Origin of the sequence: Streptomyces sp. NPDC050535 (assembly GCF_044457665.1) — a bacterium.
Classification (GTDB): domain Bacteria; phylum Actinomycetota; class Actinomycetes; order Streptomycetales; family Streptomycetaceae; genus Streptomyces.
On sequence record NZ_JBITHE010000052.1, the window covers coordinates 1 to 15,171 of the forward strand.

At 70.1% G+C, this 15,171-nt stretch carries 7 protein-coding genes and 1 pseudogene; 6 read left to right on the forward strand and 2 right to left on the reverse strand.

The genetic code is table 11. The features are described from left to right. Positions 1-2,616, forward strand: a 2,616-nt coding sequence (locus tag ACIBLC_RS41715) for a KR domain-containing protein (protein ID WP_399216710.1), incomplete at its 5' end; no start/stop codon positions are given. Between the two features lie 296 nt (positions 2,617-2,912). Here the strand turns inward: ACIBLC_RS41715 and ACIBLC_RS41720 are convergent. Then, positions 2,913-4,523 carry a bifunctional 3-(3-hydroxy-phenyl)propionate/3-hydroxycinnamic acid hydroxylase gene (locus tag ACIBLC_RS41720; protein WP_399216711.1) on the reverse strand — a complete coding sequence of 537 codons (1,611 nt, stop codon included), beginning with the start codon at positions 4,521-4,523 and terminating at the stop codon, positions 2,913-2,915. A gap of 191 nt (positions 4,524-4,714) precedes the next feature. Between ACIBLC_RS41720 and ACIBLC_RS41725 the strand changes: the two genes are divergently transcribed. The 4 genes and pseudogenes from ACIBLC_RS41725 (at position 4,715) to ACIBLC_RS41740 (ending at position 6,992) form a co-directional block, all read left to right on the forward strand. Beyond that, positions 4,715-5,470 carry a thioesterase II family protein gene (locus ACIBLC_RS41725; RefSeq protein ID WP_399216712.1) on the forward strand — a complete coding sequence of 252 codons (756 nt, stop codon included), beginning with the start codon at positions 4,715-4,717 and terminating at the stop codon, positions 5,468-5,470. Positions 5,471-5,827: 357 nt separating this feature from the next. Beyond that, positions 5,828-6,265, forward strand: a pseudogene (locus ACIBLC_RS41730) (IS3 family transposase); the annotation flags it as partial. Positions 6,266-6,321: 56 nt separating this feature from the next. Further along, positions 6,322-6,552, forward strand: a complete 231-nt coding sequence (locus ACIBLC_RS41735) for a hypothetical protein (protein ID WP_399216713.1) — start codon at positions 6,322-6,324, stop codon at positions 6,550-6,552. Next, the gene (locus ACIBLC_RS41740) at positions 6,549-6,992 is read left to right on the forward strand and encodes a type II 3-dehydroquinate dehydratase (RefSeq protein WP_399216714.1); all 444 of its coding nucleotides are present in this window, start codon (positions 6,549-6,551) and stop codon (positions 6,990-6,992) included. Before ACIBLC_RS41735 ends, ACIBLC_RS41740 begins: the two co-directional genes overlap by 4 nt. On the opposite strand, the gene ACIBLC_RS41745 is transcribed toward ACIBLC_RS41740, so the two are convergent. Then, positions 6,892-7,194 carry an IS3 family transposase gene (locus ACIBLC_RS41745; RefSeq protein WP_399216715.1) on the reverse strand — a complete coding sequence of 101 codons (303 nt, stop codon included), beginning with the start codon at positions 7,192-7,194 and terminating at the stop codon, positions 6,892-6,894. The genes ACIBLC_RS41740 and ACIBLC_RS41745 overlap by 101 nt on opposite strands. 517 nt (positions 7,195-7,711) lie before the next feature. Between ACIBLC_RS41745 and ACIBLC_RS41750 the strand changes: the two genes are divergently transcribed. Beyond that, positions 7,712-15,171: type I polyketide synthase (locus tag ACIBLC_RS41750; protein WP_399216716.1), on the forward strand; the 7,460-nt coding region annotated here is incomplete at its 3' end.

Below are 15,171 nucleotides of genomic sequence, written 5' to 3' on the forward strand. Positions count from 1 at the left end.
ACGGGGGAGTGGGTAAAGGAGGCGGGTGTGCTGGGCGGCGGCTACTGGTATCGCAATCTGCGTAGCCAGGTTCGTTTCGGTCCCGCGGTCGCCGATCTTCTGGCCGGCGGTCACACGGTGTTCGTGGAGTCGAGTGCTCACCCGGTTCTGGTCCAGCCGGTCAATGAGATCGTGGATGAGGCGGATGACACGGTCCGGCTGCGTGCCGTCGTCGGTGGCACGCTGCGCCGTGACGAGGGCGGCCTGCGCCGGCTGCTGACCTCGATGGCCGAGCTATTTGTCCGGGGTGTGCCCGTGGACTGGGCGGCGATGCTGCCGGCCGGTGCTGGGAGTGGGCAGGTCGATCTTCCGACGTATGCCTTCGACCGACGTCATTACTGGTTGCAGGAGGCCGAAGACGCCGACGACAGTGCTACCTCGGGCGAGGACACCGACGCGGACTTCTGGAGCGCCGTCGAGCAGACCAACGCCGATTCGCTCGCCGGGCTGCTTGCCTCGGACTCCGCCACTCTGCGAGATGCCCTGCGTACTGTCGTGCCGGTGCTGGCGGACTGGCGCGGTAGTCGCCGCCGGCGGTCCAGCGCTGAGCGCCTCCGTTATGCCGTCACCTGGCGGCCCCTGGAGGGGGAGGTGTCGGGGGTACCCGCGGGCCGCTGGCTCGCCATCCTGCCGCCGGGACATCCGTCCGAAGGCGCGACCGATTCCACGGACGGCTCCCAGGTGGCCGAACTCCTCGCGGCGCTCGCTGCCCAGGGACTCGACGTCGAGCCCCTGGAGATCACTCCCTCCGCCTTCACCCGCACTGGACTCACCGAGCAGTTGAGCGGCGTCCGGACCGAGTACGAGCCGGCAGGAGTTCTCTCCCTGCTCGCCCTCGTCAGCCCGCAGGACGCCACTGCCGCCGCCGCCAGCACCCTCGCGCTGATTCAGGCGCTCGGAGACGCGGGCATCAACGGCCCGCTGTGGTGTCTGACCCGCGGCGCGGTGAAGACCGGTATCCAGGACACCGTTATCGAGCCTGGCGAGGCCGGACTCTGGGGTCTGGGCCGCGCTGTTGCTCTTGAATACCCCGGCCGGTGGGGCGGCCTGGTCGACCTGCCGCAAACCGCCGACGACCGCACCGCGCAGTACCTCGTGGGCGCGCTGAACGGCGTCACGGGGGACGACCAGATCGCCGTACGCCGCTCCGGCGTCTACAGCCGGCGGCTCACACGCAAGCCCGCGCCCGAGGCGCCCGCCGACGGTGGCTGGCAGCCTCATGGCACAGTCCTTGTGACTGGCGGCGCCGAGGCCCTCGGCGCACATGCCTCGCTCTGGCTCGCCGGGTCCGGCGCGCGCCGTCTTATCGTCACGACCACGGCTCAGGCGCCCGCCGACGCCGTCACCGAGTTGCTGGACAAGCTCGCGGCCACCGGGGTGGAGACGACAGTCGTCTCCTGCGCAGACGCCGACCGTGAGACGCTTGCCCGTCTCATCGCCGAAACCCCGGAGGAGCAGCCGCTCACCGCCGTCGTGCACGCCGCCGACACTGCCTGGGCAAGCAACATCGCCGACACCGGCCTCGCCGACCTCACCGAGGTCTTCGCGGCCAAGGTCGACACCGCTGTATGGCTCGACGAACTGTTCACTGACACAGCCTCTGGCGGCGCACCGCTCGAAGCGTTCGTGGTCTTCTCCTCGATCGCTGGAATCTGGGGCGGTGGTGGCCAGGGCGTCGCAGGCGCGGCCAACGCAGTCTTGGATGCCCTGGTCGAACGGCGCCGCGGTCGTGGCCTCGCGGCCACCTCGATCGCCTGGGGAGCCCTCGACGAAGTCGGCCTCGGAATGGACGAGGCCACCCTCGCGCGGCTGCGCCGCCGCGGTGTCCTGCCGATGTCCCAGCAGATCGCGATGACGGCGTTCGAACAAGCGGTGGAAGCGCGGGAGAAGGCCGTGACGGTCGTCGATATGGATTGGGAGACGTTCATCCCGGCATTCACCTCTGTACGAGTCAGCCCGCTCTTCGCCGACCTGCCCGAGGCCGTCGCCGCACTGCGTGCCTCCCAGCCCGACGCCGAGAACAGCAACATCACCTCGTCCCTGGTGGACTCCCTCCGCAACGTCCCCGAGGCCGAACAGAACCGTCTCTTGCTCCGGCTGGTCTGTGGACAGGCCGCGACCGTCCTCGGACACAGCAGCGCGGAGAACATCGGCCCGCTCCAGTCCTTCCAGGAGGTCGGTTTCGACTCGCTCGCCGCCGTCAACCTTCGCAACAGCCTGCACGTGGCCACCGGTCTACGACTGCCCGCGACCCTCGTCTTCGACCATCCGACCCCGGAGGCCCTCGTCGGTTTCCTGCGCTCTGAGCTGTTGACCGGAACGGGCGACGACGACCTGGACGGGCGGGAGGACGACCTGCGGCGCGTACTCGCGCAGGTACCGCTCGCCCGGTTCCGGGAGGCCGGGCTTCTCGACACACTGCTCAGCTTCGTAGGTCCCGGGGACGGCCCCGCCCCTGGGGTGGCGACGCCCGAACCAGACCCGGTTGTACCCGCCGCTGAGGACGACGCCGACCTGATCGACGTGATGGACGTCGCTGACCTCGTAAAGCGCGCCCTGGGTAACGACACCAACTGAAGAGCCGAAATACGAAAGCGTCCACAGCCCACGCCTTGCTCTCCGCTATGACCGCACTCTCGCGCCCTTCACCCTGGCAGAAATCCGGAGACTCCTGGAAGCTCTCCGTCCCAGCCCGGCGCGGCACCGGCATCCCGACCGCGCACCGACCTGGTCCCGCTTCAGGAGACGCCACCAAGCCACCGCCAAACGCTGCCACTCCGCCCGTCGCACCGCCGGTCACGAACTGCCACAATATGGCGCACCGTCAGTCAGTCAGACTCAATAGCAAGCTGCTGACCAGGGGCGATAGCGAACTACTGCTGGAGTACTAGGCGGGCGCGCAGGTCGTCCACCAGCGCCGCTGCTGCCCCCAGGCCTGAGGCCGCCCCATACACGTGGTAATCCGGACGGATCAATACCGCGTCGGCCCCGTGGCGAGCCAGGAAAGTGCGATAGACGCCGCCCACGTCGGCCACCGACATGTTCTGCGGCGTCCCGTCCTCGGGGAGCAGCGTCACCACGTGTGTGCCCAGGTCCGTGAGGAATGCCGACTGCTCCGCGTCGAGGTCGGCGTCCGTGCCCTCTGCCAGCATCAGGACGAAGCCGCGGCCGACCACATCGTCGAAGAGGCCAGTGCCTTTGAGGCCGCGTATCTGGCCCTGGGGGACCACCTCGCCGGCCGGGGATATGGGCGACCCGTCCACTCTCCGGTGAAGGAGCCCCTGTGTGAGGGGCAACGCCGGGTCAGGGACCGCTGGACCGCGGCCGCGGCGGCCCGCCAGGATCGTGGTATCGCGTTGAGCCGCAGCCACGGGGTCCGTCACGCAGATCACCCGGCCCAACTGGACCGAGGACAGAATCGACTTGTGTACCTGCGCGCGGCGTTCCTCTGCGTAGGTGTCGAGGAGCGACTCCGGGGCGAGGCCGCCCAGTACCAGGTCCAGCTTCCACGCCAGGTTGACGACGTCGCGGATGCCCGAGCACATGCCCTGCCCGGCGAAGGGCGGCATCAGATGGGCCGCGTCCCCGGCCAGTAGTACCCGACCGACCCGCCACTGCTCGGCCCAGCGGGAGTGGAAGATGTACGTGGTGCTGCGCAGCAGCGTCGCGGTGTCGGGGGTCACCCCATAGGGGGCGAGGAGCCGCCAGGCAGTTTCCTCCCGGTTGAGCTCAGCGGCACGCTCGCCGGGCAGCCGCATGAATTCCCACCGCCGATGCCCCGGACCGCTGCCGACCAGGGTGGTAGGCCTGGCCGGGTCACAGATCTGGACGTTGGTGGGGACGAACTCGCCCGGCTCGTGCAGCTGCACGTCGCACAGCAGCCACTCGTAGGAAAAGCCGAGATCGGTGACCGGCACGTCCAGATGGTCCCGGACGAAGCTGTTGGCACCGTCGCAGCCCACCACCCGCCTCGCGGTGTACGTCTGGGCTGCGCCGTCCTCATCCTCGGCCGTCACCACGACCCGGTCGTCTTGCTCCTCGATTCCCACGACTTGGCGGCCCTGCACCACAGTCACTCCGGGCAGCCCGGCAGCCCGCGAGGCCAGCAGTTCCTCAAGGGCGGGCTGGTGCATGGTACTGACGTCCGGCCACCCGTACGGGCCTTCCGCGCGAAAGGCGATGTCGAGGAGGACCTCACCGTCGGCGGACTGCCACTGGTAACCGGTGGCGGGCTCGGTGATCCGGCCGAGACTCGGGCCCGTCCCGCAGCCGGCGAGCAGCCGTGCCGTCTCGCCGTCGAAGCTGGTTGCCCTGGGCAGGGTGTAGGGGCGGCGGCGCCGTTCCAGGACGATGGTCTGTCGGCCGCGCTGGGCCAGCAGGATCCCGAGAGTGGCCCCGACCGGGCCGCTGCCGACGACGATTACGTCCACATCTGTCTCGGGGCTCGCGCTGGCGGGCTGCTTGCGCGGTGACGTCTCGGGCACGGGAAACCCCTCATCGCAGGGTGGCTGGCGCAGGCACAACTGCCGAAAACGGAACGGTGCAAGGCTAATCATCCGTACCGGCGCTCGGGCCGCTCGAGGGCTTGGACTATCAGATCTGGGGATACGCGCTTCCACCTGCACGAAATAGGCTTCCGATACTCCCTCACCAACCACGAGGAGCTCCGTCCGGCATGCCTCAAGCAACGGCGCAGTTCGAGAAATGGGTTAATGTCGCGCACCCCGCGCCGCAAAGCAATGTGCGGCTTGCGTGCCTGCCGTACGCGGGCGGCTCTGCAAGCTTCTTCTTCCCGGTGTCCAAAGAACTGCAACCATCGGTGGAGGTGTTGGCCCTCCAGTACCCAGGTCGGCAGACCCGGCTCCACGAGCCGAGGATCGACAGCATCCCCGAGTTCGCGGACCAGATCTTCGCCGCGCTGCAGCACCTGGACGACAAGCCACTGGCCCTGTTCGGTCACAGCATGGGCGCTGTCCTCGCGTACGAGGTGGCGCTGCGCATGCAGGATGTCGGACTGCCTGCGCCGGTACGGCTGTTCGCGTCTGGTCGGCGGGCCCCGTCCCGCTATCGCGACGAGCGGGTGCATACGGCGAGCGACGCTGAACTCGTGGCCGAGCTCAGGGCGCTCAGCGGCACCAACGAGATGCTGCTCGGTGACCCGGAGGTGCTGGCGATGATCCTGCCGGCCATCCGCAGCGACTACACCGCCATTGAACGGTACCGGCACGAGCCCGGCCGACGCCTCGACTGCCCGGTGACCGTGCTCACCGGAGACAGTGACCCCCGGGTCTCCCTTGATGAGGCTGAGGCATGGGCCGAGCACACCACCGGGGCGAGTGAAACGGAGGTCTTCCGTGGCGGCCACTTCTTCCTCGTCGACCGCGCAGCCGAGGTTACCGGCCTGGTGGCCCGGCGGCTGGGGCCGTTCTGATTGACCTCCGCGATGTCGCGGCTTTTGGCTGCTTCCCCGCTGCCTCAAGGGCATGTGGGGAACTCACCCTCACTCAACACACCGCTCCGAGACCCCGGCAGCGCACGGCGAAAGCACGCACCGAACACCGCGCCGCTGCTTCTCGCCCGAAGGTCACCGGAGGTCACACGAGAGAGGCCCCCGGCCTGCAGACCAATCCACCCCTTAATCGGGAGGGAGGCCGAGATGCCCCTCGCCGCCCCCGTGCCGATCATCGGACACCACGCCCTGCTGGTGTTCTTGCTCCAAGTTGCGTTCCTCCTACTGCTCGCCCTCGTCCTCGGCCGCCGTGCGATGCGCTTCAGTCTGCCCACGGTCACCGGCGAACACTGGCACCGGACCGCAGCAGCCGCGAGGGCGGCCCGGCAGACGGCCAACGCCGCGCTCGCCACCCGGATACGCACGGTTCACCAGGACTCGGACGGGACTTACGGCGTCCCCAGGATCACCGCAGAACTGCGCGCGACAGGCGAGTTGGTCAACCACAAGCGGGTCGCCCGCGTCATGCGCCAGGTCGGCCTGGCCGACTTGCGACTGCGCAGAAAGCACCGCACCACCATTTCGGATCCGGCCGCCGTGGAAGCCGCCGACCTCATCGGCCGCGACTTCACCGCCGCGGCGGTGAACACGAAGTACGTCGGCGACATCACCTGTCTCCCGTTGGTCGGCGGGAAGTTCCTGTATCTGGCCACGGTCATCGACCTCGCCTCCCGGCGCCCGGCCGGCTGGGCGATCGCCGACCACATGCGCTCCGACCCTCCAAGATTCCGGGTCAAGGCCCCTCGCGGGGGGTGGTCGAGGTGATCGTGGCAATGACCGGCCTTCGTCTCGGCGTCCTGAACACCGAGACGTGCACGATCGTTGTCCTGGCCGCCTTCGTGACGTCCCTGATGGCGCCGCCCATCCTGCGGTACTCGATGGCTCACGTCGAGGAGACCGCCGGGACCATGCTCGGAACGGACACCCTGACGACCGCCCCCGATGGGGCCCCGGATCACGGACCGGATGCGGTTCGGACCTTTGAACGGCGAGGTGACACATGAGCACGATGCTCCTACTGAACGGTCCCAACCTCGGAATCCTGGGCCGCCGCGAGCCCGAGATCTACGGCACCGACACCCTGGCCGACATCGAGCAGGCAGTCGCCGACGAGGTGAGCGCGCAGGGCTGGAAGGTCCTCGCTGTCCAGCGGGAGTCGGAGGGCGAGCTGGTGAGCGCTATCCACGAGCACGGGCCCGACAGTGTCGGTGCGGTGGTCAACCCGGGCGCCCTCATGATCGCCGGCTGGAGCCTGCGGGACGCGCTCGCCAGCTACGAGCACCCGTGGATCGAGGTGCACCTGAGCAACGTATGGGCGCGGGAACAATTCCGGCACGAATCGGTCATCGCCCCGCTGGCCTCAGGCGTCGTGGTAGGTCTCGGCGCGTTCGGCTACCGCCTGGCTGCCCGCGCCCTGCTGCATGTGACTGACGCAGGCAGATGACCAAGCCACGTGAAGAAGGAGACGGCCCCGCCCGCTTAGCCTGCCGGGTCAGGCCCGGCCGCCGGCGGTGGGTGATCCCGACGATCCGGTGCTTGCGCATCAGCCGCTCGATCTTCTCGGAGTTCACCGCCCGCCCGGCCCGCCGCAGGGCGGCGTGGATCCGCGGGGCCCCGTAGGCACCGCGAGATCCGGCGTTCCTCACACAACCGGGAGCTACCAGACCAGGGGATGCCCGCGAAGGCAGCCTTGTCTAATCTCGTGAAGGCCAGCCCTCGATCTTCGCAGACCATCTGCGGTCTTACGCATGCCCGGCAAGAAATTCAGGGGTCTTTTTTTGTGTCTTCTCTTCTTCACATCGACGCGAGCATCTGATGAGGGTTCCGAGTCGTGCCAACTGACCTCGTACCTCGCAGCCGCCCGCGACACTCATTTTCTACTATCCGACCCCGGACGCCCTCGTCGGTTTCCTGCGCTCTGAACTGCTGACCGAAACGGGCGACGACGACCTGGACGGGCGAAAGGACGACCTGCGGCACGTACTCGCGCAGATACCCCTCCTGAACCAGACCCGGTTACCCGCCGCTGAGGACACGTCGACCTGATCGACGTGATGGACGTCGCTGACCTCGTAAAGCGCGCCCAGGAAAACGACACCAACTGATCACCTGACTTACCGGAATGTGGTTCATCAGCAGCGCAAAGACGGAGGACGTACCGAGATGACGGCACCGGACGAGCAGATAGTCAACGCGCTGCGTGCCTCGCTCAAGGAGAACACGCGGCTCCAGCAGGAGAACCAGCGTCTCTCCGAGGCCTCGGGCGAACCCATCGCGATCGTTTCGATGGCCTGTCGGTATGCGGGCGGCATTCGCGCTCCTGAGGACCTGTGGCGGGTGGTGACCGACGGCACGGACGTTTACACCACCTTTCCCGAGGACCGCGGTTGGGACCTGGAGGGCCTCTACCACCCCGACCCGGACAACCCCGGCACGACGTACGTCCGTGAGGGCGCGTTCCTGCACGATGCCGGCCAGTTCGACGCCGCGTTCTTCGGGATATCGCCGCGCGAGGCGCTCGCGATGGACCCCCAGCAGCGACAACTCCTCGAGGTCTCCTGGGAGGCCCTCGAACGAGCCGGTATCGACCCGCACTCGGTACGCGGCACCGACATCGGTGTGTTCGCCGGCATGGTCCACCAGGACTACGCGCCCGACCTCAGCGGCCTCGAAGGCTACCTCAGCCTGGAGCGCGCCCTGGGCACCGCGGGCGGCGTCGCCTCGGGACGGGTCGCCTACACCCTCGGCCTCGAAGGTCCCGCCGTCACCGTCGACACCATGTGCTCCTCCTCCCTGGTCGCCATCCACCTGGCCGCCCAGGCACTGCGGCGCGGCGAGTGCTCCATGGCTTTGGCCGGCGGCGCCACTGTCATGTCGACCCCCGGCGGGTTCGTCGGCTTCGCCCGGCAGCGCGGCCTCGCCTTCGACGGCCGCTGCAAGTCGTATGCGGCCTGCGCGGACGGCTCCAGCTGGGCCGAAGGCGCCGGTGTGGTCCTCCTCGAGCGGCTGTCGGAGGCGCGTCGCAACGGACACCGGGTCCTCGCGGTGATCCGCGGCTCCGCCCTCAACCAGGACGGCGCCTCCAACGGCCTGACGGCGCCAAACGGCCCCGCGCAGCAGCGCGTCATCCGCAAGGCGCTGGAGAGCGCCGACCTCACCACGGCCGACATCGACATGGTCGAGGGCCACGGCACCGGCACCGTTCTGGGTGACCCGATCGAGGCGCAGGCCCTGATCGCCACGTACGGACAGGACCGGTCCGAGGACCGGCCGCTGTGGCTCGGCTCGGTCAAGTCGGTGATCGGCCACACCCAGGCCGCCTCCGGCGTTGCCGCAGTGATCAACATGGTGCAGGCGCTGCGGCACGGTGTCATGCCCGCCACCCGGCACGTCGACGCCCCCACCTCGCAGGTGGATTGGACGGCGGGCTCGGTGGAGCTGCTGACGGAGGCCCGCGCGTGGCCAGAGGTGGGCCGGGCGCGCCGGGCGGGTGTGTCTTCGTTCGGTGCCAGCGGTACGAACGCCCACCTGATCCTGGAGCAGGCGCTGGAAGAAGAGCCCGCCGCTGAAACTGCCTCCGGCCCCTCTCCGGCTCCAGCGGTCGACGGCGTGGTGCCGCTGGTGCTGTCGGCGGCCACGGCCGCCTCGCTCACCGGCCAGGCGGAGCGTCTGCTTTCGTTCGTCGAGGCGTCCGGCACGGTCGCGCTCGCCGACGTGTCGACCGCATTGGCCACCGGCCGGGCGACGCTCGCCGAGCGCGCGGTCGTCGTGGCCGACTCGCCCGAGGAGGCCCTGGCGGGCCTGGGCGCGCTGGCGCGCGGCGAGGCCGCACGCGCGGTGGCCGTCGGCAGCGCGTCGACGCCGGGCGGGGCCGGAAAGGTCGTGCTCGTCTTTCCGGGGCAGGGCTCGCAATGGACCGGCATGGGCCGCGAACTCCTCGACTACTCACCGGTGTTCGCGGAGCGGATCGCTGAGTGTGCGGCGGCGCTTGAGCGGTGGGTCGACTGGTCGCTGGTGGATGTGCTGCGGGGGGATGTTCCGGCCGAACTCCTGGAGCGGGTGGATGTTCTGCAGCCTGCGAGCTTCGCTGTGATGATCGGTCTTGCCGCCGTCTGGTCGTCGGTCGGTGTGGTGCCGGATGCGGTGGTCGGTCACTCGCAGGGTGAGATCGCTGCCGCGTGCGTGTCGGGCGCGCTGTCCCTGGAGACCGCTGCTCGCATTGTGGCCGTACGCAGTCAGGTCATCGCCGCAGGTCTGGCGGGCCGTGGCGGTATGGCGTCGGTGGCGCTGTCCGAGGCAGAGACCGTCGAGCGTCTGGAGCGGTGGGCCGGCCGGATCGAGGTCGCGGCGGTCAACGGTCCAGTGTCAGTGGTGATCGCCGGTGACGCCGAAGCCCTCGACGAGGCCGTCGACGCGCTGGAGGACCAAGGCGTACGCGTGCGCCGCATCGCAGTCGACTATGCCTCGCACACCCGGCATGTCGAAGCCGTCCAGGAGATCCTGAGCGAGGCCTTCGCCGACATCCGTAGCCAGGCTCCTGCCGTGCCGTTCTTCTCCACCGTGACCGGCGAGTGGGTTCGCGAGGCGGGTGTCCTCGACGGCGGCTACTGGTACCGCAACCTGCGCCGGCAGGTCCGCTTCGGTCCCGCGATCGCTGACCTCCTGGCCGACGGCCACACCGTGTTCGTGGAGTCCAGCGCCCACCCCGTCCTGGTCCAGCCGATCAGCGAGATCGTGGTCAGCGCCGAGGCCGACGCCGTCGTGACCGGCTCCCTGCGCCGTGAAGACGGCGGCCCGCGCCGCCTGTTTACCTCGATGGCCGAGCTCTTCGTCCGAGGCGTCCACGTCGACTGGAGCGGCGTCCTCGCGGCCGGAGCCGACGCTGGCCGCATCGACCTCCCGACATACGCCTTCGACCACCAGCACTACTGGATCCAGCTGACCGGCACCGCCAACGACGCCGCCTCGCTCGGCCTGACCGGCACCGACCACCCGCTGCTCGGCGCGGTGGTCCCGCTGCCACAGTCCGACGGTCTGGTCCTCACCTCCCGACTCTCCCTGCGCACCCACCCGTGGCTCGCGGACCACGCCATCGCAGGCGCGGTCGTCGTACCCGGAACCATCTACGTCGATCTGGCGGTCCGAGCCGGCGACGAGTTCGGCTGCGGTGTCCTGGAGGAACTCGTCATCGAGTCACCGCTCGTGCTCCCCGAGCAGGGCGGCGTCCGAATCCAGGTCGCCGTCAGCGGCGCCGGCCACAACGGCTCGCGCACCGTGGATGTCTACTCCCTCCGCGAGGAGACCTCCGACGAGGCGGGACAGGGGGGATGGACCCGGCATGCCACCGGCCTGCTCTCCAACGCCGCCTGGGCCGAAGGCACGACGCCCGCCGTCGACTTCGCCGCCTGGCCCCCGGTCGGCGCGCGGCCCGTCGCCATCGACGACTTCTACTCGGATCTGGCCGCCCGCGGATACGCCTACGGTCCGGCCTTCCAAGGCCTGCGCGGCGTGTGGCGGCGCGGCGACGAACTGTTCGCCGAGGCTGTCCTGCCACCCGAGCAGCGCGAGAACGCCGACCGGTTCGGCATCCACCCGGCCCTGCTCGACGCCGCCCTGCACACCAACGCCTTCGCCAACCCCGACGACGACCGCAGAGTTCTGCCCTTCGCCTGGAACGGTCTCGTCCTGCACGCCCTGGGCGCCTCCGCCCTGCGCGTACGAGTCGCCCCGAGCGGCCCGGACGCGCTCTCGTTCCAGGCCGCCGACGAGACCGGCGACCTCGTCCTGACCATGGACTCGCTGGTGTCCCTGCCGGTAACCGCCGAGCAGCTCGGCGCCGGCGCGGCCGGCCGGGAGAGCCGCGACTCGCTGTTCCGCGTGGAGTGGACCCCGCTGCCCGCCCCCGAGGGCGCCGCCGCCCCCGCCTCCTGGGCGCCTCTCGCCACCGTCGACGACGTGACGACGCTCGCCGCCCGCGAGACCCTGCCGCCGGTCGCCGTCCTCACGGCGACGACCGGCGACGGCGAGGACCCGCTCGGCCTCACCACCCGCGTCGTGGCCGTGGTCCAGGCGTGGCTGGCCGCCGCACCTGCCCTGGACGCCGTACCTCTCGTCGTCGTGACCCGGGGTGCGGTGCCTGCGGGTGGTGACGCTGATGTCACGGATCCGGCCGGTGCCGCTGTGTGGGGTCTGGTTCGGGCTGCCCAGGCTGAGAATCCCGACCGGATCGTGCTTGTCGATCTCGATCCCGTCGGCTCCGCCGGGGCGGGTCCCGTCCTTGGGTCCGTGCTCGCCGCGGCGGAGCCGTTGGTCGCCGTGCGGGGCACGGTGTTGTCCGCCCCGCGTCTGGTGCGCGTGGCGGCCGTCGAGGCCGAGCCCGCTGTCGGTGCCGACGTTGGTGCCGGGACCAGGACGGAGAGTGCGTACGCCTTCGCCCCCGGGGGCACCGTTCTGGTCACCGGCGGCACCGGTTCCTTGGGCGCTCTGGTCGCCCGGCACTTGGTCGACGCGCACGGTGTGCGGCACTTGCTGTTGGTCAGCCGGCGCGGTCTGGAGGCCGAGGGGGCGCGGGAGCTGGTTGCCGAACTCGGTGAGTCGGGCGCGGTGGTGAGGGTCTGCGCGTGTGATGTCGCCGACCGGGATGCCGTGGCGGCTCTTCTGGCGGCCGTACCTGTCGAGCACCCGCTCACCGGTGTTGTCCACCTCGCTGGTGTTTTGGATGACGGTGTGATCGGCGCGCTGACACCGGAACGTATCGAAGGGGTTTTCGCCCCGAAGGTCACCGCCGTCCGTCACCTGGACGAGCTGACTCGTGAACTCGCTCCGCAACTGGCCTCGTTCACTGTCTTCTCGTCCGCTGCCGCTCTGCTCGGCTCCGCCGGCCAGGGCAGCTACGCCGCCGCCAACTCCTATCTCGACGCGTTCATGGCCCACCGGCGGGCGGCGGGCCTGCCCGGTGTCTCGATGGCCTGGGGCCTGTGGCAGCAGAGCACCGGATTGACCGCTCACCTCAGCGAGATCGACCAGGCCCGTATGAACCGCGGCGGTGTCCTGCCCCTCACCCCCGCCGAGGCCCTCGCCCTGCTCGACACCGGCCTGCGAGCCGAACACACCCTGCTCGTGCCGATCAAGCTCGACCTGCGGTCCTTGCGTGCCGACGCGGCCTCCGGCGGCACCGTCCCGCACCTGCTGCGCGGCCTGGTGCGCGGTGGCCGCCGCCTCGCACGTGTCGGCGCAGGCGACGGCAGTGACCTGCTTCGGCGCCTCGCCGGACTGCCCGAGGCCGAACAGGAAGCCGTCCTCCTCGGCATCGTGCAGGCCGAAGCCACCGCGGTCCTCGGCTTCAACGCCGCCGAACTCGCCCAGGGCACACGAGGGTTCAACGAGATCGGCTTCGACTCGCTCACCGCGGTCGAACTCCGCAACCGGCTCGGCGCCGCCACCGGCGTCAAGCTCCCCGCCACCCTCATCTTCGACTACCCCACCCCGGTGGCACTCGCCCGCTACCTGCGCGAGGAACTCGGCGACGACACGGCCGGTGCCACCGCCACCCCCACCGTCCTCGCCGAGCCCGACGAGCCCATCGCCATCGTCGGCATGGCCTGCCGCCTGCCCGGCGGCGTCGACGACCCCGACGGCCTCTGGCGTCTCGTGGCCGAGGGCCGCGACGGCATGGTGGCCCTCCCGGACGACCGCGGCTGGGACCTCGACGGCCTGTTCGACGCCGACCCCGATAAGCCCGGCACGGCCTACGTCCACAAGGGCGGATTCCTGCACAGCGCCGCCCAGTTCGACGCCGGCTTCTTCGGTATCTCGCCGCGCGAGGCGCTCGCCATGGACCCACAGCAGCGGCTCCTCCTCGAAACCTCGTGGGAGGCCCTGGAGCGGGCCGGCATCGACCCTTTCTCCGCGCGCGGCGACAACATCGGTGTCTTCTCGGGCGTCTCCATCCACGACTACGTCGAGTCCCTCAGCAACATGCCCGCCGAACTCGAAGGCTTCGTCACGACGGCCACCGCCGGTAGCGTGGCCTCCGGCAGGGTGTCGTACGTGTTCGGCTTCGAGGGCCCCTCGGTGACCGTCGACACGGCCTGCTCCTCGTCCCTCGTCGCCATCCACCTCGCTGCCCAGGCACTGCGTCTGGGCGAATGCTCGCTCGCCCTCGCAGGCGGTGTCGCCGTCATGGGCTCACCGATCGGTCTGCGTGGCATGTCGCGCCAGCGCGGCCTCGCCGCCGACGGCCGGGTCAAGGCGTTCTCGGCCGGTGCCGACGGCACCATCCTGTCCGAGGGCGTCGGCATCGTCGTCCTGGAACGTCTCTCGGAGGCCCGCAGGCGCGGCCACCGGGTGCTCGCGGTCGTCCGCAGCTCGGCCGTGAACCAGGACGGCGCCTCGAACGGCCTGACCGCCCCCAACGGGCCCTCGCAGCAGCGGGTCATCCGCAAGGCGCTCGCCAACGGTGGCCTCGCAGCGGCCGACATCGACGTCGTGGAGGCGCACGGCACCGGCACGGAGCTCGGCGACCCCATCGAGGCGCAGGCCCTGCTCGCCACGTACGGCCGGGACCGGGACCCGGAGCGCCCGCTCTGGCTGGGCTCGCTCAAGTCCAACGTAGGTCACACGCAGGCCGCGGCCGGTGTCTCCGCCGTGATCAAGATGGTGCAGGCGCTCCGACACGGCATCATGCCGCCCACGCTCAACGTGACGGAGCCGACGCCCCAGGTCGACTGGACGGCGGGCGCGGTCGAACTGCTCACCGAGTCCCGCGCTTGGTCGGAGGAGGGCAGGCCGCGCCGCGCCGGTGTCTCCAGTTTCGGCATCAGCGGCACGAACGCGCACCTGATCCTGGAACAGGCACCGGAGGAGCAGCCCGCGGCGCCGGCCGCATCGCCCGCCGGAGTGGTTCCGCTGGTCGTGTCCGCCGCCTCGACGGCATCCCTGGCAGGGCAGGCCGCACGCCTCGCCTCGTTCCTCGAGACGGCGGAGACGTCGGAGACGGCTGAGACCGCGCCGCTGGACGCCGTGGCGGCGACGCTGATGACACGACGGGCGCTGCTCTCCGACCGCGCGGTGGTGGTGGCCGACTCGCGGGGTGAGGCTGTGGCAGGTCTGGAGGCGCTGGCGCGGGGCGAGTCTCATCCTGGTGTGGTCACTGGCGGATTGTCGCCGGCCGCGGTCGGGGGGCGGATCGTGCTGGTGTTCCCCGGTCAGGGTTCGCAGTGGGTGGGCATGGGCCGTGAACTCCTCGATTCCTCGCCGGTGTTCGCGGAGCGGATCGCCAAGTGTGCCGTGGCATTTGAGCCTTGGGTGGACTGGTCGCTGGTGGATGTGCTGCGGGGGGATGTTCCGGCTGCGCTGCTGGAGCGCGTGGATGTGGTGCAGCCGGCGAGTTTCGCGGTGATGGTGGGTCTGGCGGCGGTGTGGGCGTCGGTGGGTGTGGTGCCGGATGCGGTGGTGGGTCATTCGCAGGGTGAGATCGCGGCGGCGTGTGTGGCGGGTGCGTTGTCGCTGGAGGACGCGGCCCAGATTGTGGCGGTACGCAGCCAGGTCATCGTGGGCGATTTGGCGGGCCGGGGTGGTATGGCTTCGGTGGCGCTGCCTGAGGCTGAGGTGCTCGAGCGTAT